We start from the raw sequence: 25,707 nt of genomic DNA, 5'->3' as shown, positions 1-25,707 counted from the left end.
CTCGCCGGTTCAGTTCGTGGCGAGCCGGAAGGCCATCCGGCCGAAGCTCACCAGGTCGCCGTCCTGGACGAGGGCGGCGCCGACGACCCTGCGGCCGTTGACCGACGTACCGTTGGTGGAGCCGAGGTCGCGCAGCACCCACATGCCGCCCTGGCGGCGCAGCTCGGCATGGACGCGGGAGACCGTGTCGTGGCTGAGCCGCAGGCCGTTGGCCGGGTCGCGGCCGATCCGCAGCGGATAGGGACTGTCCGGCGCGGGCAGCAGCAGCTTCGGCAGCCGCTCGGCCTGCCAGGCCCTGCGCAGCTTCACCGTGAACCCGGACACCGCCTCCACGCCGCCGAGGACCCGGCGCGCCCAGCGTCCCTCGGTGCGCAGGTCGGCGGTGAGGGCGGCCAGTTCGTCGGGCCTGCGGGCGGCGAGCACCAGCTCCATGCGCCGTACGAAGGTGTCGTGCGAGAGCCTGCCGACGGCCGCGCCCTCCTTGAGTGCGTCCAGCGCCCGGTCGCGCTCAGCGTCCGTCACCCGCGCGGGGTAGGTGGAGAACTCGAAAGAGGATGTCACCAGCTGATTGTCGGGCAACGCCACCCCGGGTGTCCAGAATGGGCCGGGCGGCGGCCGATCGATCTCTTCCGCCCACGGACAGGGCACTTCTGACGCACCATGGGACGCAGGTGTGACGACGGACAGCGGACGAGGGGAACGTCGGTGAGGTTCGAGGTGTGGGCACCCGAGGCGGAGCAGGTCACGCTGGAGTGCGCGGGTGCCCCGCGCGCCATGGAGCGCGACGAGGAGCGCGCGGGCTGGTGGACGGCGGAGGCGGCCGCCGAGGACGGCACGCGCTACGGCTTCTCGCTGGACGGCGGCCCGCTCCTGCCCGACCCGCGCTCGCGGCGCCAGCCGGACGGCCCCGACGGCCTGAGCGCGGTGGTCGACCAGGGCCGCCACATCTGGCGGGTGCCTTGGGCCGGGCGCGGGGTCCGGGAGGCGGTCCTGTACGAGCTGCACGTGGGGACGTACACCCGTGAGGGCACGCTCGACGCGGCGGCGGGCCGGCTCGGGCACCTCGCCGAGCTGGGGATCACCCATGTGGAGCTGATGCCGCTGTGCCCCTTCCCGGGGCGGCACGGGTGGGGGTACGAGGGGGTGTCGCTGTGGGCCGTGCACGAGCCGTACGGCGGCCCCGAGGCGCTCAAGCGCTTTGTCGACGCGGCGCACGGGCACGGCCTCGGCGTCGTCCTGGACGTCGTCCACAACCACCTGGGCCCGTCGGGCAATCACCTGCCGGCGTTCGGTCCGTACTTCACCGAGACGCACCAGACGCCGTGGGGCGCCGCGGTCAACCTGGACGCGCCGGGGTCGGACGAGGTGCGCGCCTTTCTGGTGGGCAGCGCGCTGGCGTGGCTGCGGGACTACCGCCTGGACGGGCTGCGGCTCGACGCGGTGCACGCGCTGCGGGACACGCGCGCGTGCCACTTCCTGGAGGAACTCTCCGCCGCCGTCGACTCCTTGGCGAAGGAGCTGGGCAGGCCGCTGTCGCTGATCGGCGAGTCGGACCAGGGCGATCCCCGGCTGGTCACCCCGCGCGCGAGCGGCGGGCTGGGCCTGCACGCGCAGTGGAACGACGACTTCCATCACTCGCTGCACACCGCGCTGACGGGTGAGGCGCAGGGTTACTACGCGGATTTCGCGCGCGCCCCGCTGGCCGCGCTGGCCAAGACGATGACGCGCGGCTTCTTCCACGACGGGACGTACTCCTCGTTCCGGGGCCGCGCCCACGGCCGACCGGTGGACCGTGCCCGCACGCCCGCCCACCGCTTCCTCGGCTACGCGCAGACCCACGACCAGATCGGCAACCGCGCGCAGGGCGACCGGCTCGCCGCCACGCTGTCCCCCGGGCTGCTGGCGTGCGCCGCCACGCTGACGCTCACGGGCCCCTTCACACCGATGCTGTTCATGGGCGAGGAGTGGGGGGCCACGACGCCCTGGCAGTTCTTCACCGACCACACCGATCCCGAGCTGGCCGAGGCGGTGCGCCGGGGCCGGCGCCGGGAGTTCGCGGCACACGGCTGGGCGGAGGAGGACATCCCCGACCCGCAGGACCCGGCCACCCGTGAGCGGTCCTGCCTCGACTGGTCGCAGCCGGAATCCGGCCACCACGCGCGTCTGCTGGCCTGGCACCGCGAGCTGATCTCCCTGCGGCGGGCCCGAGCCGACCTGATGGACGCCGACCTGGCGGCGGTACGGGTCGTCTACGACGAGCGGGCTCGCTGGTTCGCCTTCCGGCGCGGGGACCTGAAGATCGCCGTCAACCTCGGCGAGGAGCCCGCCGCCGTCCCCCTCGGGCACAACCACGCGCGCGTGCTCGCCGCCTGGGACCCGGTCGAACCGCCCGGCGCGGACGGCACACTGCGGCTGCCCGCCGCGTCGTGCGCCGTCCTGGGCGTCGCCTGAGTCGCCTGAGTCGCCTACGGGGTGTGGCAGAACTCCGCCTCGATCACCGCGTGGCTGTCCCCGGACCAGTCCCCGTTGAAGTTGAAGGCCAGCGAGTGGCGGCCGTCGGCCGTCGTGACCGCCTCCGAGGTCCAGCCGGTGATGCCGCCGTGGTGCCCCCAGACCGTGACGCCGCAGCTCAGCTCGCGCTCGGCCAGACCCAGGCCGTAGCGGACTTTGGGGAGCCCCTTGGCCTCGACGGTCGTCTTCATCTCGGCGAGCTGCTTCTTGGGCAGCAGCTCGCCGCGCAGCAGGGCCGAGTAGAAGCGGTTCAGATCGGCGGCCCCGGAGATCATGTCGCCCCCGGCGCGTGTCGGGTTCAGTTCCGTGACGTCGTGGCTCGGGCCGTCGGTGGACTCGGCGAGCTTCGCATAGGCCCGGCTGCTCGGCCGGGGCACCCGGGGGTTCGTACCGGGGACGGAGGTGGCGCGCAGGCGGAGCGGTGTGATGACGCGGCGGCGGATCTCCTCTCCGTACGGGTTGCCGGTGGCCTTCTCGATCACCATCGCGGCCAGGGAGTAGTTGGTGTTCGAGTACTGCCAGGAACTGCCCGGCGTGAAGTAGGGCTTGTTCGCCATGGCGTACTTCACGTGCCGGTCGAGGGCGACCGTGTCGTAACGGGTTTTGTAGAAGGCGTCCTTGAGGATGTACGTCCGCACGAACTCATCGTCGTCGCGGTAGTTGAAGATGCCGCTGGTGTGGTTGAGGAGCTGGCGGAGGGTGATCCGACGGCCGTCGTGGAGATTGCCCCGGACCACTCCCGGCAGCCATGTGTCGACCTTGTCGTCCAGGGACAGCCGGCCCTCCGCCTCCAGCTGGAGCAGCACGGTGGCGACGAAGGTCTTGGTGATGCTGCCGACCCGGTAGTGCTCGCCGGCCGAGCGCGGCCGCCCCGTCCTGAGGTCACCGACGCCCGATGTGCCCTTCCAGGTGCCGTAGGTGTCATTCACCTGCCCGACGACGCCGGGAACGCCGTCCTTCACAGCAGCGTCCATCGCTTCCCGTGTCGCACTGTGGTCGCCGGTGGCCGACCCGGAGGCGGGGGCGGGGGCGGCCAGTGCGTCGGCCGCGAGCGATGTCGCGGTGAGAGCGACAGCTCCCACCAGTCCGAGGCGCAGGCTGCGGAGTGCTCTCATGAGTCGGTACGTCCTTCGGTCGAGGATCGTTGATCTCCGAGGGAAGGGACACGGCGGCCGACGAGCGGGTTGCCTGTCACTGAGCGGGTTGAGCGCTTTTGAGCCTTGTCGGGGACCAGGACGACATCCTCGGCGGATCGGCGGCCGCGTCCGTCCCCGGGCGGCCGGCGGCCGCCCCCGCCCGTGCCGGGCCCGGCGTTCAGGTCACGACGCCCGGTCTGGCGCCAAGGTACTGGCGCCGCCCGTCCTGGTGGCGGACCGTCAGTGTCAGCAGCCTGCCGGGGTGTGCGGCGGCGACCGCCGACGCGAGGCGGGCCGCCGAATCGACGCGGGCCCCGCCGACCGCGAGCAGCGTGTCGCCGCGCAGGAGCCCCGCCGTGTGGCCGGGGCCCGGGACGCGCACGCCGACGACCAGGGCGCCCGGGCCGGCGGGGGCGTCGACCGCCTCGATGCCGAGGGTGGCGGACCCGGCCGGCCTCGCGTGCCCGGCGCCGGGCACGGGGGCGCCCCCCGACTTCGGCGCTTCGGGAGCGGCAGCCCGCTGCGGCACGGGCGCGGCCCGCCGGGTCCCGGCGAGATCGGCCACGCTGACGACGCCCACGCCGACCGCACCGGCACCGACCGCGCCGATGCCGATCCCCGCGAGCACCAGGAGCACCGCGAGGAGCAGGCCGGACAGCACGGCCACCGGCCGCCTCCCGCGGCGAACGACGGCATGCGGCCGGTGACCCGGCCCGACGTGCTCGGCGGGGTCGGGCCACGGGCTGTGGCCGGGGTGGTCGCCGGGGGTCCGGCGGGGGTGGTCACCGCTGCTCGGGCCGGAACCTCGGCCCGGCATCGGCTTGGGACGCAACGCGGTCTGGTCCATGGCTCGCCTCCGGCTCCTGCCTACCCGGCGCGACCCGTCGGCGATGCCTCACGAACGGGTGACGTCACCCCCGCTCACGCCGGGCCGACCGGCCGGGCCGTCAGCGCGACCCGGCGATCGAGGGGACCCGGGGCGCGCGATCGGGCAGGAAGCCGTGCGCCCTGCGGGCCAGGTCCTGCGCGCCGTAGCGACGGCAGCCGGCGTGCCAGTTGAGGATGCCCGCCAGCCAGTTCTGCAGCTCCGTGACATAGCCGTCCATGACGGCGCGCCCTTCCGCCGTGAGCCCGAAGTCCTCGTACAGGACGGGGAACTCGTGCGCGGCGACGTGCTGGAACTGGCGCATGCGCTGCCTCATCAGGTCGTGGATGACCTTCAGCCCGGTCGGGTAGTCGCAGCCGAAGAAGTTCTGCACGACCAGGATTCCGTTGTGCACCTCGCCCTCGTACTCGATCTCCTTCTGGTACGAGAAGACGTCGTTGAGGAGCATCGCGTAGTCCATCGCCGCGTTCTCCAACGACCGCACGGGGCCGCTGCGGTAGACCTCTGGCGGCACGGCGGGGCCGTGGCCCATCCGGCACAGGCTCATGGTCAGCTCGGAGCCGAAGGTGGCGCGGCGCATCTCCAGGTAGTCGACCGGGTCGGGGATGCGGTTCTGCAGCTGGTTGGCCAGTTCCCACAGCCAGCTCTCCGTCATGACCACCACGGTCTGGCGCGTGGTGCGCCGCTGCTCCGGGCTCATGTCCTTGGTGGTGCGGGCCCACAGGTCGGCGAGGCCGCGCTCCATGGCGTTGACGGGGACGGTGGTCGGCCCGCCCTCCACCGGCATGCACCCGGCGAGGCGCTCCGTGCAGATCCTGGCCGCGGCGAGGTCGCGGCGGTGGCCGAAGACCAGGGGGTAGTAGTCGTCGCCGTAGGTGCCCCAGGCCAGCCACTGCGAGCTGAGGTCGAGGGCCTCCGCGCTGCCGTCCGGACCGATTCCGGCCGCGCAGAGCGGGAGGTCGTACGCGTCGAGCTTGTCCTCGTCCCAGACGCCCTCCGCCAGGATGCCCATCGCGTGCGACCAGGCGGTGAGCCGGGGGCGCGCGCCGGCCAGGTGCGGGTTGAGCCGCAGCGGGAAGGGCATGTCGAAGTCGGGCAGGATCGAGGGGCCCACCTTCTGGAACGGGATGTGGGTGTAGGAGCGCAGCCGCTGCGCCCCGGCGGCCGCGAGCAGTGCGCCCATGTCGGCGGCGGAGGTGCCGAGGCCGGTGGGCCCGGCGAGCGGCGAGGTGCTCAGCGCGCCCTCGTTCATGTACCGGCTGGAGCGCAGGTGCCATTCGTGGCCGCCCGACTGCCAGTCCTGGAGCCCCCGGGTGTAGGCGGCGACCGCCGCGACCTCGGCGGGGGTGAGCCCCTTCTCCAGGGCGAGGGCGGGCACTTCGGTGAGCGCCGTGTGCTCGAACTGGTGCAGGCGCGAGGTCAGGACGTCGTTGACGATGTCGGCGGCCCGCTGGGTCGTGCAGTCGAAGAAGGTCTCCAGGACGAGCACGCCGTTGCTCAGCTCGCCCTCGTCCTGGACCTCGCGCTGGTACGAGAACAGGTCGTTGCGCAGGTGGACGGCGTCCGAGAAGGTCTCCATGAGCACGCGCAGCGGCCTGGAGCCGGCGACGGCGGCGGGGACCTCGGCCGTCGCGTACTCGACGAGGCCCGCCGACCAGGGAGCGCCGCCGACCTTGCGGCGCATCTCGATGTACTCGACGGGGTTGGCGATCCGCCCCTCGTTGATGTTGGACAGCTCCCACAGGGACTCGTTCAGAAGGTGTTCGGTGGACTCGGCGAAACGGCGGCGCCAGTCCGCCGACATCGCGGGCACGGTGCGCGCCCACAGGTCGGCGAGGCCCGCCTCGACCGGGTTCCGCGGCTCGGGCAGGGGTGTCGCGAGGTCCATCGGCATGAAGAGGGGGAGCCGGTCCAGGTGAGCCTTTCCGGCGGCGCGGTCCTGGCTGCGTTTGTACATGTCCAGGAAGTGGTCGTCGAAGAAGAAGACCCACACGTACCAGTCGGTGATCAGCGACAGCGCGGGGCCGTCGCAGTCGGGGTGGGTGTACGCGCACAACAGGCCGTAGTCGTGCGCGTCGAGGTCGCTCTGCTCCCAGATGCCGGAGCCCTCCAACATGCCCATGTCGCGCGCCCACTTCGCGGAGTGCGCGCGCGCCTCCTCCAGGTGGGGATTGAGCCGTGCGGGATACGGCATGTAGAAGTGCGGCAGTTCGAACGGCTGCGTCATGGCCCGGCCCTACCCCTGGTCCGGCTCCGCCATCCGGGTGGGGGCACATGATCGCACCATCGCGTGAATCGGGGGCGCGCCGGAGCGCGCAGGGGGCGCACGGGGCTGGAAGGCCCCGTGGAGGCGTACGAGGGGTACGAGGGGTACGAGGCGTAACGCCGCGGGGGCCGCGGGGGACGCGGACGCGCCGGTCACCCGCCCCGGTGTCGGACCTCGTGGCGCCAGGCTGTGCGCACCGGGTCACGTGGCTCCGGGCCCGGAGCGCGCGCGGTCGCGTGGCGCCCTTGCGTGGGCGGGGGGTTGGGGTCACCGTGGTCGCGGGCCGACGCCGTCCGGCGCCGGCCGGCGCGTGCCGGCGATCGGAGTCGATGTGGCCTCCTTCCTGCTCCCCCACACCCTGCTCGGCGACGGGCCGCACAAGGTGATCGCGGTCCACGGCTGGTTCGCGGACCGGTCCGCGTACGACCCGGTGCTCGCGGATCTCGACGGCGGGGCGTTCCAGTACGCGCTGGTGGATCTGCGCGGGTACGGCGAGGCCCGGAGCGCGGTCGGCTCGTACACCACGGGTGAGGCCGCCGACGACGTGCTCGAACTGGCCGACCGGCTCGGGTGGGAGCGGTTCTCGCTGGTCGGCCACTCGATGGGCGGCAGCGTCGCCCAGCGGGTCCTGGCCGCCGCCGGGCACCGGGTACGGCGCCTCGTCGGCGTGTCTCCCGTACCCGCGTCGGGCCTGCGGATGCCGCCGGAGCAGTGGGAGTTGTTCGCCTCCGCGGCGCACACGCCGCAGAGCCGGCGCGCCATCATGGACTTCACCACGGGCGGCGTACGCCCCGGCGCCTGGCTGGACCGCATGGTGGACCGCTCCCTCGCGGTCAGCGACGCCAAGGCGTTCCGGGCGTGGCTGGACTCCTGGGCGGGCGACGACTTCCACGCCGAGGTGGCGGGCTCGCCCGTGCCCGCGCTCGCCGTGACCGGCGCGCTCGACCCGGCGCTCTCGGCGGACCTCATGCGGGACACGTGGCTGCGGGCGTACCCCCAGGGGGAAGTGACCGAACTGCCGGGAGCCGGACACTACGCGATGGACGAGGTACCCCTGGAACTGATCCGCACGGTGGAGGACTTCCTACGGGCGGACGCGGACGCGGACACTGGCGCGGGCGCCGAGGGAGGTACGGACGTGGACGCGAGCGCCGGTGGAAGTACGGACGCGGGCGCAAGCGGAGGCACGGGCGCGGACACCGGCGCCGATGGAGGCGCGGGCGCAGGCGGGGGCACGGGCGCGGACACGGACGCAGGCGGGGGCATGGACGCGGGCGCGGGCGCGGGCGGAGGCACGGACGCGGGCGCCGGTGGAAGTACGGACGCCGGCGCCGATGGGAGTACGGACGCGAGCGCAGGCGGAGGCACGTACGCGGATGCCGGCACCCTGGGGGGTGCGGACCCGGGCGCCGGTAAGAGTACGGACGCCGGCGCCGATGGAGGTACGGTCGCGGACCCGCGCCCGGAGCGCGGGGCTTCCGGCGTATGAGTGGTCGCAGCGCCCCCGCCCCGCCCGTCCCCGACGTCTTCGACCCCCGGCTGTACGCGGACGGGGTCCCCCACGACCGCTACCGCGTGCTGCGCGACCACCACCCCGTGGCCTGGCAGGAGGAGCCCGGGGTGCTGGGCTGGCCCGCGGGGCCCGGCTTCTGGGCGGTCACCCGGCACGCCGACGTCGTCCGCGTCCTGAAGGACCCGGCCACCTTCTCCTCGCACCTGGGCGCGACCCAGATCCGCGACCCCGCGCCCGACGACCTGCCTTTCATCCGCCGCATGATGCTCAATCAGGACCCGCCGGACCACGGCAGGCTGCGCCGGCTGGTCAGCCGGGCGTTCACGCCGAAGCGGGTGGCGCGCTTCGAGGCGGGGGCGCGCGAGCGGGCCCGTACGTCGCTCGCGGCCGCCCTGGACCGGGCCCGCGCGGGCGACGGCACCTTCGACGTCGTCACCGAGGTCACCGACGACTACGCCCTGCTCAACCTCGCCGACCTGCTGGGCGTCCCGCCCGAGGACCGCGGCCTCCTGCTGCACTGGACGCGGCGCGTCATCGGCTACCAGGATCCGGACGAGGCCGCCCCGACGGCGACCGGACCCGACGGCGCGCCAGTCGACCCGCGTTCGCCCGCGATGCTGGGCGACATGTTCGACTACGCGCGCACCCTCGCCGCGTACAAGCGCGAGCACCCCGGCGACGACGTCCTCACCACCCTCGCCACCGACCCCGAACTCGACGGTCCCGAACTGGAGATGTTCTTCTTCCTGCTCACCGTCGCGGGCAACGACACCGTGCGCAGCGCAGCGCCGGGCGGGCTGCTCGCGCTGGCCGGCAGCCCCGGTGAGTACGCGCGGCTGCGCGAGGGCACGGCCCCGATCGCCGCGGCCGTGGACGAACTGCTGCGCAGCCAACCGCCGGTGCTCAGCTTCCGACGCACCGCCACCCGCGACACGGTGCTCGCGGGGACGCCGCTCGCGGCCGGGGACAAAGTCGTCGTCTTCCACGCCTCCGCGCACCACGACGAGCGCGTCTTCACCGATCCGCACCGCCTGGACCTGTCCCGCGCGCCCAACCCCCATGTGGCGTTCGGCGAGGGACCGCACGTCTGCCTCGGCGCGCACTTCGCCCGCCTGCAACTGCGCGTGTTCCACGAGGAGGTGGCCCGCACCCTGCCCCAACTGCGCCTCGCCGCGCCGCCGCGGCGGCTCGTCTCGCACTTCATCAACGGCCTGAAGTCGCTGCGCCTGGAGCTGCCCGCGTAAGGTGCAAGATCCATTCGCGTGTCCCACGACGGACCCGGGACGCGCACCCCCGACAGACCCGGAAGCGGAGAGCCAAGGATGCACGCGGCGGCCGAGGCCGAGGACGAGTTCCACGACGAGATCTTCCCCTTCGTGCCCGCGCCGGAGGACGGCAGCCGCTGGCAGGCCCCCGCCGACCTGGAAGAGCAGCTGTACGAGCTGTGCGAGGCCGACGACGCGTACGCCTACCTGCGGGCCGTCGCGGTGGCGGGCCTGTACCGGCCGGTGGCGCTGCACGGGAAGGACGCCGGGGCGGACGCGAGCCCGCTGCTCACCGTCGACCTGCCGGACGGCCGCAAGGCGGCGCAGGTGTACACCTCGGGGCTGCTGCCGCGCCCGCACCCCGCGGTGGTCTACGAGTTCGTGACGCTCGGCGCGCTCGCCGAGGGCTGCCCCGACGACGTGGACATCCTGGTGGTCAACGCGGCGACGCCGTGCGAGCAGTACTACCTGACCACCGACGAGGAGCGGCAGGTCTGGGCCGACCTGCACGAGCGCCACCACCGGGACGGCGGCCTCGGCGACCGCGTCGAGACCCGCCGCACCGGGGCGCCCCCGCCCGGCCCGCTGCTGCACGGCCTCGCCTGCGGCGCGCACCTGTGCTTCGCCAACGGCGACCCCTGGAACACCCTCGACTGGCACGGCGCGGGCCACCACAACGAGGTGGGGCGCCTCGCGGAGTCCTGGGGCGTGCACGGCCGCGAGCAGTGGCTGGCCACCCAGGAGCGGTTGCTCACCCGCGAAGTCAGCCCCTGGTACTGGGACTTCGTCCTCGGCGCCCGTCTCGCGGTGCTGGCCGAGGTGGGGCCGCGGCTCGACCCCGAGCGGTGGCGGGAGTGCGTCGAGGTGACGCTGCGCAACCGCGTCGTGGAGACCGGCGGCCCCGACACCCCGCACCGGCCGGGCGACGACCCGGAGCTGGACGACTTCGTCACCGCCATGCGCGGCCTGGTCGGCAAGATCCTGCGCTACGAGGCCCGCTTCCGCGCCGACGGACTGCTGGCCCCCGACGGTTTCGTGCGCTCCGTGGCGGCCTGGGACCTCGGCCGCGCCTCCAAGATGGCCCGCTGGGGGCGGGGCGCCCGCTACGCGACCGGGGCGGAGCTGCGCGCCGCCGTCGAGCGGACCTCGCACGCCGCGCGGGCCGCGTACTCCTCGTGGGAGGAGTTCTCGGCGGGGTACGTCCTGGGCCGCTGCCTCCACTTCGACGAGGAGTCGTTCGGCTCCTGGTACACGGATGTGCTGCACGCCCACCGCGCCCTGACGACGGACCCGGACAGCCCGTGGCTGACGGTGCCGTTCGAGCCGGCCGAGGGGTCGAGCCGGAAGTGAACCCGCCCTCGGCCCGCCCTGGCGACGGGCCGAGCACGCGGTTCTCCTGACGCGCGCCGGGCACCGGGACGGCCCCCGAGCCCGCCTCGCGCCCTTGGTCACGATCAGGTCTCACTGCCCTGCGCCTCTTGCCACACCCCCGTGTAATCGATTCCAATCCTCCATGTAATCGATTCCACAAGGAGGTGGACCGACGATGGCTTCCAGCTCGGTGAGCATCAAGGACGTCGCGGCCGAGGCCGGGGTGTCCGTCGCCACCGTGTCGCGGGTGCTCAACAGCCACCCCTCGGTCAGCCCCGGGTCCCGCGCCCGCGTGGTCGCCGCCGTGGAGGCGCTCGGCTACCGGCCCAACGCCGTCGCCCGGTCGCTGCGCACCGACCAGACCCGCACCCTCGGCCTGGTCATCAGCGACGTGCTCAACCCGTACTTCACCGAGCTGGCCCGCTCCGTGGAGGAGGCGGCCCGCGCGCTCGGCTACAGCGTGATCATCGGCAACGCCGACGAGCGGCCCGAGCTCCAGGACCACCACGTGCGGACCCTGGTGGACCGGCGGATCGACGGGCTCCTGGTCTCCCCCACCGACGGTGGCTCCCCGCTGATGCTGGACGCGGTGCGCGCCGGCACCCCGATGGTGTTCGTGGACCGCTGGATCCCCGGCGTGGACGTCCCCGTCGTCCGCTCCGACGGGCGGCAGGCCGTCCGGGACCTGGTCGCCCATCTGCACGGCCTCGGTCACCGCAGGCTCGCCATCATCGCGGGCCCGGCCGCCACCACCACCGGCAGCGAGCGCGTGGAGGCCTTCCGCGAGGCGCTGCGCGAGCACGGCATCGCCCTGCCCGAGACCTACATCGGCCAGGGCGACTTCCAGGCCGACAGCGGGCGCCGGGCCACCGAGCGCTTCCTGGCGCTGCCCGAGCCACCCGAGGTCGTCTTCGCCGCCGACAACCTGATGGCGCTCGGCGCCCTCGACGCGATCCGCGCGCACGGCCTGCGCGTCCCGCACGACATCGGGCTCGCGGCCTTCGACGACATCCCCTGGTTCGTGCACACCGACCCGCCGGTCACCGCCATCGCCCAGCCGACCGCCGAGCTGGGCCGGGCCGCCGTGCACGCGCTGATCGACCGGATCGAGGGCAGGACCCCGAGGTCCGTGACCCTGCCCGCCCGCCTCGTCGTGCGCCGCTCCTGCGGTGCGGGCGCCGCCGAGGACACCTCCGTACGAAGGAGCAACCCGTGAGCGACCAGGACGAGTTGCTGCGCATCGAAGGCATCCGCAAGACGTTCCCCGGCGTCGTCGCGCTCGACCGCGTCGACTTCGATCTGCGGCGCGCGGAGGTGCACGTCCTGCTCGGCGAGAACGGCGCGGGCAAGAGCACCCTCATCAAGATGCTCTCCGGCGCCTACCGCCCCGACAGCGGCCGCATCGTCGTGGACGGCGAGGAGGTACGCATCCACGGCGCGCAGGACGCCGAACGGCTCGGCATCGCCACCATCCACCAGGAGTTCAACCTGGTCCCGGATCTCACCGTCGCCGAGAACATCTTCCTGGGCCGCCAGCCGCGCCGCTTCGGCATGATCGACCGCAAGAGGATGGAGGCCGACGCCGAGGAGCTGCTGCGGCGGGTCGGCGTGCGGGTCTCGCCCCGCGCCAAGGTGCGCGAACTGGGCATCGCCCGGCTCCAGATGGTCGAGATCGCCAAGGCGCTGAGCCTGGACGCGCGCGTGCTCATCATGGACGAGCCGACCGCCGTGCTCACCTCCGAGGAGGTCGACAAGCTCTTCTCCATCGTGCGCGCCCTGCGCGCGGACGGCGTCGGCATCGTCTTCATCACCCACCACCTGGAGGAGATCGCCGCGCTCGGCGACCGCGTCACCGTCCTGCGGGACGGCCGCAGCGTCGAGCAGGTGCCCGCCTCCACCCCGCAGGAGGAACTCGTCCGGCTCATGGTCGGGCGCAGCATCGAGCAGCAGTACCCGCGGCAACGGCCCGACGTCGGACCGCCGTTGCTGTCGGTGGCCGGGCTCACCCGGGACGGCGTCTTCCACGACGTCGGCTTCGAGGTGCGGGCCGGTGAGGTCGTCGGACTCGCGGGGCTCGTGGGCGCGGGGCGCACCGAGGTGGCGCGCGCGGTCTTCGGCGCCGACCCGTACGACGCGGGGCGCGTCGAGGTGGGGGGCGAGCGGCTGCCCCGCCATGACGTGAACGCCGCGATGGGCGCGGGCATCGGGCTCGTACCGGAGGACCGCAAGGGTCAGGGCCTGGTCCTGGACGCCTCCGTGCGGGAGAACCTCGGCCTGGTCACGCTGCGGTCGGCGACCCGGGCCGGGCTGGTGGACCTCAAGGGCCAGGCGCGGGACGCCGCCCGGATCGCCGAGCAGCTGAAGGTGCGCATGGCCGGGCTCGGCCAGCACGTGCGGACGCTGTCCGGCGGCAACCAGCAGAAGGTCGTCATCGGCAAGTGGCTGCTGGCGGACGTCAAGGTGCTGATCCTCGACGAGCCGACGCGCGGCATCGACGTCGGCGCGAAGGTGGAGATCTACCAGCTGATCAACGAGCTGACGGCCTCCGGGCACGCGGTCCTGATGATCTCCAGTGACCTGCCCGAGGTGCTCGGCATGAGCGACCGGGTCCTGGTCATGGCGCAGGGCCGGATCGCCGGCGAGCTGAGCGCCGCCGAGGCGACCCAGGACGCGGTGATGGCCCTCGCCGTCACCGCCGCGTCCCCCATGGACGTACAGAAGGAACCCGTGGACGTACGGAACGAATCCGTGGACGTACGGAACGAAGAAGAAGCGGAGGGCTCCCGTGGCCACTGAAACCCTGAAGCGCGACGCGGGTGGCGCACCGGCGCTCCGCCGCGTCCTGCTCGACAACGGCGCGCTGAGCGCCCTGATCGTGCTGGTCGTGGCGATGTCGCTGCTCTCCGGCGACTTCCTCACCACCCAGAACCTGCTCAATGTCGGTGTCCAGGCCGCCGTGACGGCCATCCTCGCGTTCGGCGTCACGTTCGTGATCGTCTCGGCGGGTATCGACCTGTCGGTCGGCTCGGTCGCCGCGCTGTCGGCCACCGTCCTCGCCTGGACGGCCTCGTCGCAGGGGCTGCCGGTCTGGCTCGCGGTCGTCCTCGCCGTCGCCACGGGCGTCGCGTGCGGCTTCGTCAACGGCGCGCTCGTCTCGTACGGGAAGCTGCCGCCGTTCATCGCGACGCTCGCGATGCTGTCGGTGGCCCGCGGCCTGTCCCTGGTGATCTCGCAGGGCAGCCCGATCCCGTTCCCCGAGTCGGTCTCGCACCTGGGTGACACGGTGGGCGGCCGGCTGCCGGTCCCCGTCGTCGTGATGGTCGTGATGGGCCTGCTGACGGCCCTGGTCCTCGGACGCACGTTCATCGGCCGCTCCATGTACGCGATCGGCGGCAACGAGGAGGCGGCGCGCCTGTCCGGGCTGCGCGTCAAGCGCCAGAAGCTCGTCATCTACGCCCTCTCCGGTCTCTTCGCGGCCGTCGCCGGCATCGTGCTCGCCTCCCGCCTCGTCTCCGCGCAGCCGCAGGCCGCGCAGGGCTACGAACTCGACGCCATCGCGGCGGTCGTCATCGGCGGTGCGAGCCTCGCGGGCGGTGTCGGCAAGGCGTCCGGCACGCTCATCGGCGCGCTGATCCTCGCGGTGCTGCGCAACGGCCTCAACCTCCTGTCGGTGTCGGCCTTCTGGCAGCAGGTCGTGATCGGCGTCGTCATCGCGCTGGCGGTCCTGCTCGACACGCTGCGCAGGCGGGCCGGGGCGACTCCGGGTGCCTCATCGGGCGCGAGCGGAGGGATACGGGGCAAGGGGCCGCAGGCGGCCAAGTACGCGGTGGCCGCCGTGGTCGTGGCGGCCGTGGTCGGCGCGGTGTCCTTCTTCGACTCCGGCTCCTCGGGCACGTCGACGAAGCTCGGCATGTCGCTGTCCACCCTCAACAACCCCTTCTTCGTGCAGATGAAGGAGGGCGCGCAGGCCGAGGCCGAGAAGGCGGGCGTCGACCTGACCGTCACCGACGCGCAGAACGACGCCTCCCAGCAGAGCAACCAGCTGCAGAACTTCACCGGCGAGGGCGTGCAGGCCGTCATCGTCAACCCGGTGGACTCCGACGCGGCGGGCCCCGCCGTGCGCGCCGCCAACAAGCAGGACATCCCGGTGGTCGCCGCCGACCGCGGCGTCAACAAGGCGACGACGGCCACGCTCGTGGCCTCCGACAACGTGGCGGGCGGCAGGCTCGCCGCGAAGACCCTCGCCGCGAAGCTCGGCGGCAAGGGCAAGGTCGTCGTCCTCCAGGGCACGCCGGGCACCTCCGCGAGCCGCGAGCGCGGCCAGGGCTTCGCCGAGGGCATCAAGGCCTACCCCGGCATCGACGTCGTCGCCAGGCAGCCCGCGGACTTCGACCGCACCAAGGGCCTGGACGTCATGACGAACCTCCTCCAGTCCCACAAGGGCGTGACCGGCGTCTTCGCCGAGAACGACGAGATGGCGCTCGGCGCGGTCAAGGCGCTCGGCGACAAGGCGGGCCGGACGGTACCGGTGGTCGGCTTCGACGGCACCCCCGACGGCCTGAAGGCGGTCGAGGCGGGCACGCTGTACGCGTCGGTCGCGCAGCAGCCCAGGGAGCTGGGCAGGATCGCCGTGGAGAACGCCGTCCGGGCGGCGCGCGGCAAGAAGGTCCGGGAGACGGTGAAGGTGCCGGTGAAGGTCGTCACGTCGAAGAACGTGCAGGATTTCTCCTGAGCGCTCCGCAACAGCGCCGCGCAGCATCACCGTACGAAAGCAGGAAGCAGCACATGAACGACGACAACGCCGGCCGCACGGGCGGCGCGGACCACGAACTGCTGGTCGTGGGCTCCGCCAACGCCGACCTGGTGGTCGGTGTGGAGCGCCGTCCGGCGCCCGGCGAGACGGTCCTCGGCTCGGACCTCGCCGTCCACCCGGGCGGCAAGGGCGGCAACCAGGCGGTGGCCGCCGCCCGGCTCGGCGCCCGTACGGCCCTGCTCGCCCGGGTCGGTGACGACGCCCACGGCAGGCTCCTGCTGGACGCGCAGCGCGCGGCCGGGGTGGACACCGCCGGGGTGCTGGTGGGCGGCGCGCCCACCGGTGTCGCGCTGATCACGGTCGACCCCTCGGGCGACAACAGCATCGTGGTCTCGCCCGGCGCCAACGCGCGTCTGACGCCCGAGGACATCCGCGCGGCGGGCGGCCTGCTCGCGGCGGCCCGGGTGGTCTCCACCCAGCTGGAGATCCCCCTGGAGACGGTCGCCGAGGTCGTCCGCACGCTGCGGCCCGGCGCCCGGTTCGTCCTGAACCCCTCGCCGCCGGCCCCGCTGCCCGCCGAAGTCCTCGCCGCCTGCGACCCGTTGGTGGTCAACGAGCACGAGGCGCGGGTGATCCTCGGCGAGGACGCCGGACAGACCCCGGAGGACTGGGCGCGCGGGCTGCTCGCGCTCGGACCCCGGTCGGTCGTGATCACGCTGGGTTCGGCGGGCGCGCTCACCGCGGACGGCTCGGACGTCGTACGCGTGCCGAGCCCGAAGGTCGACGCGGTGGACACCACGGGGGCCGGTGACGCCTTCACCGCCGCGCTCGGCTGGCGTCTCGGCCTCGGCGAGGACCTGGCGACGGCGGCCGGTTACGCGGTGCGGGTGGGCTCCGCGGCGGTCACCCGCAAGGGCGCGCAGGACTCCTACCCGACGGCCGCGGAGCTGGCGGAACGGGCGCCGGACACCTCGGAGGGCTCGTCGCGGTGAAGAAGTCCGGCATCCTCAACCGCGCCCTCTGCGGCGCCCTGGCCGAGCTGGGCCACGGCCACACGGTCCTGGTCTGCGACGCGGGCATGCCGATCCCGCGCGGGCCGCGCGTGGTGGACCTGGCCTTCCGCGCCGGGGTGCCCGCCTTCGCGCAGGTCCTCGACGGCCTGCTCGCCGAGCTGGTGGTGGCGGGCGGGACGGCCGCGCGGGAGGTCCAGGAGGCGAATCCGGAGACGGCGCGGCTGCTGCGGGAGCGCGTCCCGGCGCTCGGTCTGGTGCCGCACGAGGAGCTGAAACGGCTGTCGGCCGAGGCCCACTTGGTGGTCCGCACCGGGGAGGCCCGGCCGTACGCGAATGTGCTGCTGCGCTGCGGGGTCTTCTTCTGAGGCCCTGACCTCCTTGCCCCCCTCGGCGGCCACTTGTCCGTTATCTGAACGTCGCTTCCCGATTTCTGACCGGTTTCCCCCCTTGACGGAAAGTCGACCCACCCGGAACATCAGGCAACGCACAGCTCCAAAGGCGCCCCGCGGCACCCGCGTCGCAGGGCGCCTCGTACGTTCCGTCCCCACTTCTGTTCGGAATCCGGAGCCCCACCCATGACATTCCTCAGACGGGCGGCCGCCTGCGCCGCCACCCTGGCCGTCGGCGGCCTGCTCGCCACCGCCGCGCCCACGGCCCTCGCGGCCCCCGCCCCGACGCTCGCGGCGCCCGACATACCGCTCGCCAACGTCAAGGCGCACCTCGCCCAGTTCCAGTCCATAGCCACGGCCAACGGCGGCAACCGCGCCCACGGCCGCCCCGGCTACAAGGCCTCCATCGACTACGTGAAGGGCAAGCTGGACGCGGCCGGATTCACCACCACCGTCCAGCAGTTCACGTCCAGCGGCGCCACCGGGTACAACCTCGTCGCGGACTGGCCGGGCGGCGACCCCGACAAGGTCCTGATGGCGGGCGCGCACCTCGACAGCGTCTCCGCGGGCCCCGGCGTCAACGACAACGGCTCGGGCTCGGCCGGCATACTGGAGACGGCGCTCGCCGTCTCCCGCGCGCAGCTGAAGCCGACGAAACACCTGCGGTTCGCCTGGTGGGGCGCCGAGGAGCTGGGCATGGTCGGCTCCCGCTACTACGTGAACAACCTCCCGACGGCGGAGCGTTCCAAGGTCAGCGGCTATCTGAACTTCGACATGATCGCCTCGCCGAACCCCGGCTACTTCGTCTACGACGACGACCCGACCATCGAGAAGACCTTCAAGGACTACTACGCGGGTCTGAACATCTCCACCGAGATCGAGACCGAGGGCGACGGCCGCTCCGACCACGCCCCGTTCAAGAACGTCGGCATCCCGGTCGGCGGCCTGTTCAGCGGGGCCGAGCGCGCCAAGTCCAGCGCCCAGGCCCAGAAATGGGGCGGCACGGCCGGCCAGGCCTTCGACCGCTGCTACCACTCGTCCTGCGACACGACGGCGAACATCAACGACACGGCCCTGGACCGCAACAGCGACGCCATCGCCCACGCCGTCTGGCAGCTCGGCACGGACACCCCCGTCCCGCCCGGTGACAGCTACGAGAACACCGCGGACGTCGCCATCCCGGACAACGGCGCGGCGGTGACCTCGACGGTGAACGTGGCCGGCCGCACCGGCAACGCCCCGGCCACCCTCAAGGTCGACGTCGACATCCGCCACACCTGGCGCGGCGACGTGGTCGTCGACCTGCTGGCCCCCGACGGCACGGCGTACCGCCTGAAGAACTCCAGCAGCAGCGACTCGGCGGACAACGTCATCGCGACGTACACGGTCGACGCGTCCAGCGAGAGCGCCAACGGCGCCTGGAAGCTGCGGGTGCAGGACGTGGCGGCGCAGGACACGGGTTACATCAACAGCTGGAAGCTGACCTTCTGAGGTCGGTGCCCCGCGGGACGCGCCTCGCCCGCGGGGCCGCCCCCACCCCCGCCGATCAGCCCTCGTCCGGCGTGAGCCGCAGCGAGATGCTGTTGATGCAGTACCGCTGGTCGGTGGGCGTGGGATAGCCCTCGCCCTCGAAGACGTGCCCGAGGTGCGAGCCGCAGCGCGCGCACCGCACCTCGGTCCGCACCATGCCGTGCGAGGTGTCCTGGATCAGCTCGACCGCGTCGGTGTCCTTCGGGTCGAAGAAGCTCGGCCACCCGCAGTGCGACTCGAACTTCTCCGCCGAGGTGAACAGCTCCGCGCCGCACGCGCGGCAGGAGTAGACGCCCTTGGTCCTGGTGTCCGTGTACTCGCCGACGAAGGCGGGTTCCGTGCCGGCCTGGCGCAGCACCGCGTACTCCGAAGGGGTCAGCTCCGCGCGCCACTGCTCGTCCGGCTTCTCGACGTCGTACGACATGGGTGAGGTCCCCTTCGCTTCTTACTTGGACAGCTCGGCCAGGATGTGCGGGCCGAGGTCGGTGACATCGCCCGCGCCCATGGTGAGAACGAGATCGCCGGGCCTCGCCATTCCCGCGACCGCCGCGACCGCCGCCGCCTTGTCCGGGGCGGCCGTGACCTCGGCGCCCGCCGCGCGGGCCGCATCGATGATCAGGGCGCTGGTGACGCCGGGGATCGGGTCCTCGCGGGCCGGGTAGATGTCCAGGACCACGGAGGAGTCGGCGAGGGCGAGGGCCTGGCCCATCTCGGTGCCCAGCTCCTGGGTGCGCGAGAAGAGATGCGGCTGGAAGAGCACGAGGATGCGGGAGTCGCCGGCGGCGGAGCGCATGGCCTCCAGGTCGGCCGTCATCTCGGTGGGGTGGTGCGCGTAGGAGTCGATGACCTGGACGCCCGCGGCCTCGCCCTTGAGCTGGAGGCGGCGCTTGACGCCGGTGTAGGAGCCGAGCGCGGAGGCGAGGTTGTGCGCCGGGATGCCGAGGGCGATGCCCGCGGCGAGGGCGGCGACGGCGTTGTTCGCGTAGTGGCGGCCGGGCACGGACACCTGGAAGGTCAGGAACTTGCCGTTCAGGACGACCGTGACCTCGCTGGCGAGCCCGCGCGCGGTGATCTTGTGGATGCGCAGGTCGGCGGTCTCGGACTCGCCGTACGTGACGATCTTCGGCCCGCCGAGGTCCCGCACGCGCTTCGTCAGCTCGACGGCGCCGTGCTGGTCCGCGGAGATGACGAGGGTGCCGCCGGGCACGACCTTGCCCGCGAAGATCTCGAACGACTCGTAGATCTCGTCCATCGAGGCGTAATTGGCGTGGTGGTCCAGCTCCACGTTGAGGACGATGGCGACCTCGGGCGCGTACTTGTGGAAGCTGCGGTCGCTCTCGTCGGCCTCGGCGACGAAGATGTCGCCCTCGCCGTGCAGCGCGTTCGACCCCGGCACGTCCAGGTCGCCGCCGATCGCGTACGACGGGTCGAGGCCGAGGGTGGCGAGCGTGACGGCGAGCATCGACGTCGTCGTGGTCTTGCCGTGCGTGCCCGCCACCGCGATCGGGCGCAGGCCGTTCATCAGGGAGGCGAGGGCGTCCGAGCGGTGCACGACGGGGATGCCCAGCTCGGCGGCGCGGGCCAGCTCGGGGTTGTCGGCGCGGATCGCGGAGGAGACGACGACGCAGCTCGCGTCGTCCGCGAGGTGCGCGGCGGCGTGCCCGATGTGGACCGTGGCGCCCAGCGCGCGCAGCGCCTCGGCCGTGGCGGACTCCCGGGCGTCACTGCCCGCGACCTTGGCGCCGCGCTGCGCGAGGATCTTGGCGATGCCCGACATGCCGGCGCCGCCGATGCCGATGAAGTGCGGTCGGTCCATGTCGGCCATGGACTGGGGCAGGCCGGGTGCCATGCGTGTGTCTCCCCTGGTGGTGCGACGAGAGTCGCGTTCGTACGACGGTGAACGGCCCCCAGCCTATTGCCTGCGTGGGCGGCCGCATCGCGCGCCGCCGGGGGCGGACCGATGACCCGCGGACCGGACGACCCGCCCGCCCGGCGGAGCGCTCAGGCCTCGCTGTGCGAGAACAGCTTCAGCACCGGCACGCCCACCTTGTGGCGCGCCCGCGAGGCCCAGTCCCGGTGGAAGAACTCCTCCACGTAGTGGGGGTCGGTCAGCACGATCACCTCGTCGGCCGCCACCTCGTCCACGAGGGCCTTCAGCGCGTCCAGCGGGTGATCCTCGATCAGCCGCCCCCGCGCCTCGCAGCCCGCGGCCCGCAGCGCCGTCAGGGAGACGTTCAATGCCTGCTCGCCGGGGCCGGCCGCGTCCGCGCCCTCGGGGGTCTCGCCCTCGCGCGCCGCCTCGTCGAGCTCGCCGAGGGCGACGTCGTCGATGGCCCGCAGCAGGCGGTCCGCCTGGTCGCCGCGGGGCTGGAGCAGCACATGGAAGGTGACCGGCTCGTCCCCGTGCAAGGTGGTGACGAACTCCACGTCGGCGGACGTCAGGGCCTTCTCGATCATCAATACGCTTGTGAACACGACAGGCGCCCTTCTCCTCCGTTGGCCGTCCTGAGGCCCGTGCGGAAACCATCCTGCCCCGTGGCCGCACGGGATCTGCGAGATCCAGTGTGCCCGGCGCGAGCCAAACGGAACGGCTGATTCCGCTGATTGTCAGCTACGACGGTATCGGGTGAAGAGGAACCCGTCCTCCTCCAGTACGGACGCCAGTACGAATTGATCGGGTTCGGCCAGTACGGGCCCGCCCGCGATCCGCTGCGCGTCCCCCGCCGTGAGCATCGGCGAGATGGTCAGGCACAGCTCGTCCAGCACCTCGGCCGCCACGAACTGCCCGAGCAGCCGCGGGCCGCCCTCGGTGAGCAACCGGGTGAGTCCCCGCTCGGCCAGGGCGGGCGCCACGCGCGCGGGGTCCACCGTCGCCCCCTCCCCCGCGACCAGCACGACGGCGCCCGCCCGCTCGGCGGCGGCGACCTTGTCGGCGGGCGCGGCCGCCCCCGTCAGCACGAGGGTCGGCGTCAGCGGCTCCGTGAAGAGCGGGAGCGAGAAATCCAGGTCGAGGCCGGCGCTGACGACCGCGACGGCGGGCGCGGCGGTCTGTCCGGCGGCGGCCCGGCGGGCGGCGAAGGCCTCCCGCGCGCGGGCCGGGCGGTACCCCTCCAGGCGAACCGTTTCCGCACCGACGATCACGGCGTCGGCGAGAGCGCGCAGGGTGCCGAAGATCCGCATGTCGGTGGGGTTGGAGATCGGCCGGGAGCGGCCCTCGTGCTGGGCGGCGCCGTCGAGCGTGGAGACCATGTTGGCGCGCAGCCAGGTGGCCGCCCCGGTGGAGGCCCCGGCGGGGTAGGCGTAGGCGTCGGCCAGCTCGTCCAGGCTCCACTCCCGCGGGTCCGTGGTGTCCGGATCCGCCGACTGGTCGGCCGGGCGGTCGGCTGTCTGGTCGGTCACAGGGAACAGGCGTCGCATGTCCGCAGTCTCGCATGCCCCTTAAGCTGGGGAACCGTGCCCTCCTCCACCGCCGCCCACGGGCCCGATCCCCTGGCCGAAGTGACTCCGCTGTCCCTGTGCGCCCGCCGGCCCCACGTCCCCGCCGACCGGCTGGTCGCCGAGATGGTGCCGCCGCCGCGCTTCGACGCGGTCCGCTTCGACACCTACATCCCGGACCCGAACCAGCCCAGCCAGAGCGAGGCGGTCCGCGTCCTGAGCGGCTTCGCGGCCGGCCTCGGCGGCGCGCACGCCTCCGGCGCCGGCAAGAAGCGGTGGTTCCAGCGGAAGGCCGCGGCCCCCACCGGGCCCCGCGGCGTCTACCTCGACGGGGGCTACGGCGTCGGCAAGACCCACCTCCTGGCCTCCCTGTGGCACGCCACGCCCGCCGCGCCCGAGCAGAAGGCGTTCGGCACGTTCGTGGAGCTGACGAACCTGGTCGGCGCGCTCGGCTTCCAGCAGACGGTGCGCACCCTCAGCGAGCACCGGCTGCTCTGCATCGACGAGTTCGAGCTGGACGACCCGGGGGACACGGTGCTGGTGTCCTCGCTGCTCGCCAAGCTCGTCGAGCAGGGCGTGGCGCTGGCCGCGACGTCGAACACGCTGCCGGGCAAGCTCGGCGAGGGCCGGTTCGCCGCCACCGACTTCATGCGCGAGATCCAGGGCCTGTCCGCGCACTTCAAGGCGCTGCGCATCGACGGCGAGGACTACCGCCACCGGGGTCTGCCGCAGGCTCCCGCCCCGTACTCGCAGGAGCAGGTCACCAAGGCGGCGTACGCCACCGAGGGCGCCTCGCTCGACGACTTCCCGCACCTGCTCGCCCACCTGGCCGAGGTCCACCCGAGCCGGTACGGCGCGCTGACCGACCAGGTCAGCGCCGTGTGCCTGACGGACGTCACGCCGGTGCCCGACCAGTCGACCGCGCTGCGGCTCGTGGTGCTGGCCGACCGGCTGTACGACCGGGAGGTGCCGGTGCTCGCCTCCGGTGTGCCCTTCGACCGGCTCTTCAGCGAGGAGATGCTGAACGGCGGCTACCGGAAGAAGTACTTCCGGGCGATCTCGCGGCTCACGGCACTCGCCCGCGACGCCAAGGGTCTCGTGCACTAGTCGGAGCGCGTGGTAGACACATCCGGTCACATTCCTGTCCGCCAGCAGGAGGTTGCCCGTCATGTCTGCCACTCGACGTCAGGTTCTCGCCCGTTCCGGGGCGGTGGGCGCCACCATCGCCTTCACCGGCGCTCTCTCGGAACTCTTCGCGGGCACCGCCGCCGCGCACGGGAAGGCCGGTTACGGCCCCCTCGTCCCCGACCCCAAGGGTCTGCTCGATCTGCCGAAAGGTTTCCGCTACCGGGTGCTCTCCCGCGAGGGCGACCGGCTCCGCTCCGGTGAGGGCACGGTGCCCGGCAACCACGACGGCATGGCCGCCTTCCGGGGCGAGCGCGGGGGCGTCCGCCTCGTGCGCAACCACGAGAACCGCGTCACCGCCAAGACCACCGTGCCCACGGTCGAGGGGCTCACCTACGACCCGGCGGCCAAGGGCGGCTGTACGACGCTCTCCCTCGACGCCAGGAACGGCGTCCTGGACGAACGGGTGGGGATCGCCGGGACCGCCGTCAACTGCGCGGGCGGCCCGACCCCGTGGGGCACCTGGCTGACCTGCGAGGAGACCGAGGACAGGGCCGGCACGAACGGCTACACCAAGGACCACGGCTTCATCTTCGAGGTCGACCCGGTGGACCCGCGCCGCACCGGCGCGGTGCCACTCACCGCGATGGGCCGCTTCCAGCACGAGGCGATCGCCGTGGACCCCGGGCGCGGCATCGTCTACGAGACCGAGGACGCCTTCCTCAAGCCCTTCGGCCTCTTCTACCGCTTCCTGCCGGACAGGCCCAAGGGCGGCCGGGGCTCGCTGCGCGCGGGCGGCAGGCTCCAGGCGATGCGCGTGCCGGGCGCGCCGGACCTGTCCTCGATCCAGGAGGCGGGCGCGAGCTTCGACGGCGTGGAGTGGGTGGACGTCCCCGACCCGCTGGCCGCGCAGACGCCCATCCGCCTCCAGGACTTCGGCCCGAAGGGCATCACGCACGCCCAGAAGCTGGAGGGCTGCTACTGGGGCGGCTCCTGCGTCTACTTCGTCTCGTCCTTCGCGCGCAGGACGGACGGCTCGGCGGGCGACCACTTCGGGCAGATCTGGCGCTACGACCCCGCCCGGCGCCGCCTCACCCTGGTGATCGTCTTCGGCCCGGGCACGGACGTCCAGCTGCCCGGCGACTCCCCCGACAACATCTGCCTCGCGCCGACCGGCGGCCTGATGGTGTGCGAGGACGGCGACGGCGCCCAGCACGTCTACGGCGTCACCCGGCGCGGCGAGGTCTACGCGATGGCCCGCAACCGCCAGACGATCGGCGCCCCGGACAAGCCCGAGTGGGGGGAGTTCGCGGGCGTCACGTTCTCCCCCGACCACGACACGATGTACGTCAACTGCTACACGCCCGGCACGACGTTCGCCGTGACGGGCCCGTGGCACGGGTGAGATGACAACACGTCAGGTCTAGTACGCCGTCACGGGGTAGTGGTCCGACAGGTTCGTGTACGTGTACTGCTTGCCCCAGCTGGAGACCGTCCAGGGCGCGCTCTGCTCCTTGATCACATTGTTGTGCCAGGTGGCGGGGCGCGCGTGGCCCTTGCGGTGCAGGACGAAGTCGAGGTCCTCGCGGGGGTCGTCCGGGTAGCGCTCGGCGGCGATCGAGTTGTCCCGGGTGTCGAAGGAGTACGGGTGGCCGGTGCGGCCGTCGGCGGGGGCGAGGCCCGCGTCGGCGAGCATGGAGGCGTACTCGGGGCTGTGCGAGTCGACGTTGAAGTCGCCCGCGACGAGCACCTGTTCGCCGGCCGGGATGTGCTTGGCGTCGAGGAAGGCGTCCATCTCCTTGAACTGCTCGGCGCGGGTGGCGGCGGCCTCGCCGCTGCCGCAGCCCGGGTCGGTGGACTGGGTGTGGGTGCCGACCACGTGCGCCCGGGTGCCGTTCACGTCCAGCACGGCGTAGACGAAGCCCTTGTTGGAGTAGGAGTCGGAGCCGCAGGCGTCCTTGTAGACGTACTGCTCCTTGCGCAGGATCGGCCACTTGCTCAGGACCGTCACGCCGCCGTCCTCGGGCGCCACCGAGGAGTACGCGCCGCCGGTGGCGTCCCAGCCGCTCCTGCCTCGGCCCATCACCGGCGTCTGGTGCGGGTAGCGGCCCTTGGCGTTCGCCATCAGCGCGTCGGAGGCGGAGTTGTCGAACGCCTCCTGGAGCACGACGACGTCCTGCCCGCCGAAGAAGCCGGCCGCCGGTATGGCCTTGGCCCGGTGGTCCTGGCCCCAGTTCGGGTAGAGCGTCTTGCTGAACAGGAACGTGTTGTACGTGAGCACCTTGAGCGAGGGCGTGGCGGCGGACGCGTCGGCGGCGCTCGCGCCGGGGGCGACGGCGGCGAGCGTGGCGGCGGCGAGCGCGGCGGTGATCGCCGCCGCGTGGGACCTGCGCAGCGCGGAGTGCGGCACTGAATCTCCTGTAGGCGGGGGGCTGTTGCTGCTGTTCCGGCCGGGCCGGAAGCGGCCGTGGGCACGGCGCCCGCACATCCAACCAGCTGGGATTACTTCTGGGG

At 72.9% G+C, this 25,707-nt stretch carries 20 protein-coding genes and 1 pseudogene; 12 read left to right on the top strand and 9 right to left on the bottom strand.

The window, feature by feature from the left end; translation table 11 throughout:
* Nucleotides 1–9: 9 nt before the first annotated feature.
* On the bottom strand, nucleotides 10–561 hold the full coding sequence (locus tag ABZ385_RS11420) for a DUF1707 and FHA domain-containing protein (protein WP_358583469.1): 552 nt from the start codon (nucleotides 559–561) through the stop codon (nucleotides 10–12).
* A gap of 144 nt (nucleotides 562–705) precedes the next feature.
* Between ABZ385_RS11420 and treZ the strand changes: the two genes are divergently transcribed.
* Nucleotides 706–2,451, top strand: a complete 1,746-nt coding sequence (treZ, locus tag ABZ385_RS11415) for a malto-oligosyltrehalose trehalohydrolase (protein WP_358911051.1) — start codon at nucleotides 706–708, stop codon at nucleotides 2,449–2,451.
* Between the two features lie 14 nt (nucleotides 2,452–2,465).
* On the opposite strand, the gene ABZ385_RS11410 is transcribed toward treZ, so the two are convergent.
* The 3 genes from ABZ385_RS11410 to cyc2 all read right to left on the bottom strand — a co-directional run bounded on the left by ABZ385_RS11410 (nucleotide 2,466) and on the right by cyc2 (nucleotide 6,760).
* Nucleotides 2,466–3,626: a serine hydrolase domain-containing protein gene (locus ABZ385_RS11410; protein ID WP_358911050.1), complete on the bottom strand. Its 1,161-nt coding sequence runs from the start codon at nucleotides 3,624–3,626 to the stop codon at nucleotides 2,466–2,468.
* A gap of 199 nt (nucleotides 3,627–3,825) precedes the next feature.
* On the bottom strand, nucleotides 3,826–4,314 hold the full coding sequence (locus ABZ385_RS11405; protein WP_358911049.1) for a PDZ domain-containing protein: 489 nt from the start codon (nucleotides 4,312–4,314) through the stop codon (nucleotides 3,826–3,828).
* 280 nt (nucleotides 4,315–4,594) lie between these two features.
* Nucleotides 4,595–6,760 (bottom strand): germacradienol/geosmin synthase Cyc2, encoded by a 2,166-nt coding sequence (gene cyc2, locus ABZ385_RS11400; protein WP_358911048.1) that lies wholly within the window; start codon nucleotides 6,758–6,760, stop codon nucleotides 4,595–4,597.
* Nucleotides 6,761–7,130: 370 nt separating this feature from the next.
* Here cyc2 and ABZ385_RS11395 point away from each other — a divergent pair.
* From ABZ385_RS11395 to ABZ385_RS11355, 9 genes and pseudogenes are all read left to right on the top strand, one after another.
* A pseudogene (locus ABZ385_RS11395) lies at nucleotides 7,131–7,895 on the top strand (alpha/beta hydrolase); the annotation flags it as partial.
* Nucleotides 7,896–8,284: 389 nt separating this feature from the next.
* Entirely contained in the window at nucleotides 8,285–9,556 is a 1,272-nt protein-coding gene (locus ABZ385_RS11390) for a cytochrome P450 (RefSeq protein ID WP_358911047.1), read from the top strand.
* A 78-nt stretch (nucleotides 9,557–9,634) separates the two neighbouring features.
* The gene (locus tag ABZ385_RS11385; protein WP_358911045.1) at nucleotides 9,635–10,927 is read left to right on the top strand and encodes a DUF1266 domain-containing protein; all 1,293 of its coding nucleotides are present in this window, start codon (nucleotides 9,635–9,637) and stop codon (nucleotides 10,925–10,927) included.
* A 196-nt stretch (nucleotides 10,928–11,123) separates the two neighbouring features.
* Complete coding sequence (locus tag ABZ385_RS11380; RefSeq protein ID WP_358587195.1) at nucleotides 11,124–12,164, top strand: LacI family DNA-binding transcriptional regulator; 1,041 nt, start codon at nucleotides 11,124–11,126, stop codon at nucleotides 12,162–12,164.
* On the top strand, nucleotides 12,161–13,744 hold the full coding sequence (locus tag ABZ385_RS11375; protein WP_358911043.1) for a sugar ABC transporter ATP-binding protein: 1,584 nt from the start codon (nucleotides 12,161–12,163) through the stop codon (nucleotides 13,742–13,744). The genes ABZ385_RS11380 and ABZ385_RS11375 overlap by 4 nt, the downstream gene beginning before the upstream one ends.
* On the top strand, nucleotides 13,734–15,680 hold the full coding sequence (locus ABZ385_RS11370; RefSeq protein ID WP_358911041.1) for a substrate-binding domain-containing protein: 1,947 nt from the start codon (nucleotides 13,734–13,736) through the stop codon (nucleotides 15,678–15,680). Before ABZ385_RS11375 ends, ABZ385_RS11370 begins: the two co-directional genes overlap by 11 nt.
* A 53-nt stretch (nucleotides 15,681–15,733) precedes the next feature.
* The gene (locus ABZ385_RS11365; RefSeq protein WP_358587203.1) at nucleotides 15,734–16,693 is read left to right on the top strand and encodes a ribokinase; all 960 of its coding nucleotides are present in this window, start codon (nucleotides 15,734–15,736) and stop codon (nucleotides 16,691–16,693) included.
* Nucleotides 16,690–17,079, top strand: coding sequence for a D-ribose pyranase (gene rbsD, locus ABZ385_RS11360; protein ID WP_358587205.1), 390 nt, complete (start codon nucleotides 16,690–16,692; stop codon nucleotides 17,077–17,079). The genes ABZ385_RS11365 and rbsD overlap by 4 nt, the downstream gene beginning before the upstream one ends.
* A 210-nt stretch (nucleotides 17,080–17,289) precedes the next feature.
* Nucleotides 17,290–18,594 carry a M28 family metallopeptidase gene (locus tag ABZ385_RS11355; RefSeq protein WP_358587207.1) on the top strand — a complete coding sequence of 435 codons (1,305 nt, stop codon included), beginning with the start codon at nucleotides 17,290–17,292 and terminating at the stop codon, nucleotides 18,592–18,594.
* A gap of 55 nt (nucleotides 18,595–18,649) precedes the next feature.
* Here ABZ385_RS11355 and msrB read toward each other — a convergent pair whose 3' ends face one another.
* The 4 genes from msrB to ABZ385_RS11335 all read right to left on the bottom strand — a co-directional run bounded on the left by msrB (nucleotide 18,650) and on the right by ABZ385_RS11335 (nucleotide 22,050).
* Nucleotides 18,650–19,057 (bottom strand): peptide-methionine (R)-S-oxide reductase MsrB, encoded by a 408-nt coding sequence (gene msrB, locus ABZ385_RS11350; protein ID WP_358587209.1) that lies wholly within the window; start codon nucleotides 19,055–19,057, stop codon nucleotides 18,650–18,652.
* 21 nt (nucleotides 19,058–19,078) lie between these two features.
* The gene (gene murC / locus ABZ385_RS11345; protein ID WP_358699698.1) at nucleotides 19,079–20,482 is read right to left on the bottom strand and encodes a UDP-N-acetylmuramate--L-alanine ligase; all 1,404 of its coding nucleotides are present in this window, start codon (nucleotides 20,480–20,482) and stop codon (nucleotides 19,079–19,081) included.
* 152 nt (nucleotides 20,483–20,634) lie between these two features.
* The gene (locus ABZ385_RS11340; protein ID WP_358699697.1) at nucleotides 20,635–21,108 is read right to left on the bottom strand and encodes an indole-3-glycerol phosphate synthase; all 474 of its coding nucleotides are present in this window, start codon (nucleotides 21,106–21,108) and stop codon (nucleotides 20,635–20,637) included.
* 132 nt (nucleotides 21,109–21,240) lie between these two features.
* Nucleotides 21,241–22,050: a pyrimidine reductase family protein gene (locus ABZ385_RS11335; RefSeq protein WP_358911040.1), complete on the bottom strand. Its 810-nt coding sequence runs from the start codon at nucleotides 22,048–22,050 to the stop codon at nucleotides 21,241–21,243.
* Between the two features lie 36 nt (nucleotides 22,051–22,086).
* Here ABZ385_RS11335 and zapE point away from each other — a divergent pair, with 36 nt between their 5' ends.
* Both zapE and ABZ385_RS11325 read left to right on the top strand, forming a co-directional pair.
* Nucleotides 22,087–23,175: a cell division protein ZapE gene (gene zapE, locus ABZ385_RS11330; RefSeq protein WP_358587217.1), complete on the top strand. Its 1,089-nt coding sequence runs from the start codon at nucleotides 22,087–22,089 to the stop codon at nucleotides 23,173–23,175.
* Nucleotides 23,176–23,236: 61 nt separating this feature from the next.
* Nucleotides 23,237–24,598 carry an alkaline phosphatase PhoX gene (locus tag ABZ385_RS11325; protein ID WP_358911038.1) on the top strand — a complete coding sequence of 454 codons (1,362 nt, stop codon included), beginning with the start codon at nucleotides 23,237–23,239 and terminating at the stop codon, nucleotides 24,596–24,598.
* An 18-nt stretch (nucleotides 24,599–24,616) separates the two neighbouring features.
* Here ABZ385_RS11325 and sph read toward each other — a convergent pair whose 3' ends face one another.
* Nucleotides 24,617–25,603, bottom strand: a complete 987-nt coding sequence (sph, locus tag ABZ385_RS11320; RefSeq protein ID WP_358698921.1) for a sphingomyelin phosphodiesterase — start codon at nucleotides 25,601–25,603, stop codon at nucleotides 24,617–24,619.
* Nucleotides 25,604–25,707 lie beyond the last annotated feature (104 nt).

The organism is Streptomyces sp. NPDC005898, from assembly GCF_040629635.1.
Taxonomy (GTDB): domain Bacteria; phylum Actinomycetota; class Actinomycetes; order Streptomycetales; family Streptomycetaceae; genus Streptomyces.
Note: the sequence above shows the minus strand (reverse complement) of the source record. Positions and strands in the feature narration are given on the sequence as shown.

Bases quoted from the DNA above. Each gene is read 5' to 3' on its own strand.
- ABZ385_RS11410 (WP_358911050.1), bottom strand. From the start codon at position 3,626: ATGAGAGCACTCCGCAGCCTGCGCCTCGGACTGGTGGGAGCTGTCGCT.
- cyc2 (WP_358911048.1), bottom strand. From the start codon at position 6,760: ATGACGCAGCCGTTCGAACTGCCGCACTTCTACATGCCGTATCCCGCA.
- ABZ385_RS11390 (WP_358911047.1), top strand. From the start codon at position 8,285: ATGAGTGGTCGCAGCGCCCCCGCCCCGCCCGTCCCCGACGTCTTCGAC.
- ABZ385_RS11385 (WP_358911045.1), top strand. From the start codon at position 9,635: ATGCACGCGGCGGCCGAGGCCGAGGACGAGTTCCACGACGAGATCTTC.
- ABZ385_RS11380 (WP_358587195.1), top strand. From the start codon at position 11,124: ATGGCTTCCAGCTCGGTGAGCATCAAGGACGTCGCGGCCGAGGCCGGG.
- ABZ385_RS11365 (WP_358587203.1), top strand. From the start codon at position 15,734: ATGAACGACGACAACGCCGGCCGCACGGGCGGCGCGGACCACGAACTG.
- ABZ385_RS11355 (WP_358587207.1), top strand. From the start codon at position 17,290: ATGACATTCCTCAGACGGGCGGCCGCCTGCGCCGCCACCCTGGCCGTC.
- msrB (WP_358587209.1), bottom strand. From the start codon at position 19,057: ATGTCGTACGACGTCGAGAAGCCGGACGAGCAGTGGCGCGCGGAGCTG.
- murC (WP_358699698.1), bottom strand. From the start codon at position 20,482: ATGGCACCCGGCCTGCCCCAGTCCATGGCCGACATGGACCGACCGCAC.
- ABZ385_RS11335 (WP_358911040.1), bottom strand. From the start codon at position 22,050: ATGCGACGCCTGTTCCCTGTGACCGACCAGACAGCCGACCGCCCGGCC.
- ABZ385_RS11325 (WP_358911038.1), top strand. From the start codon at position 23,237: ATGTCTGCCACTCGACGTCAGGTTCTCGCCCGTTCCGGGGCGGTGGGC.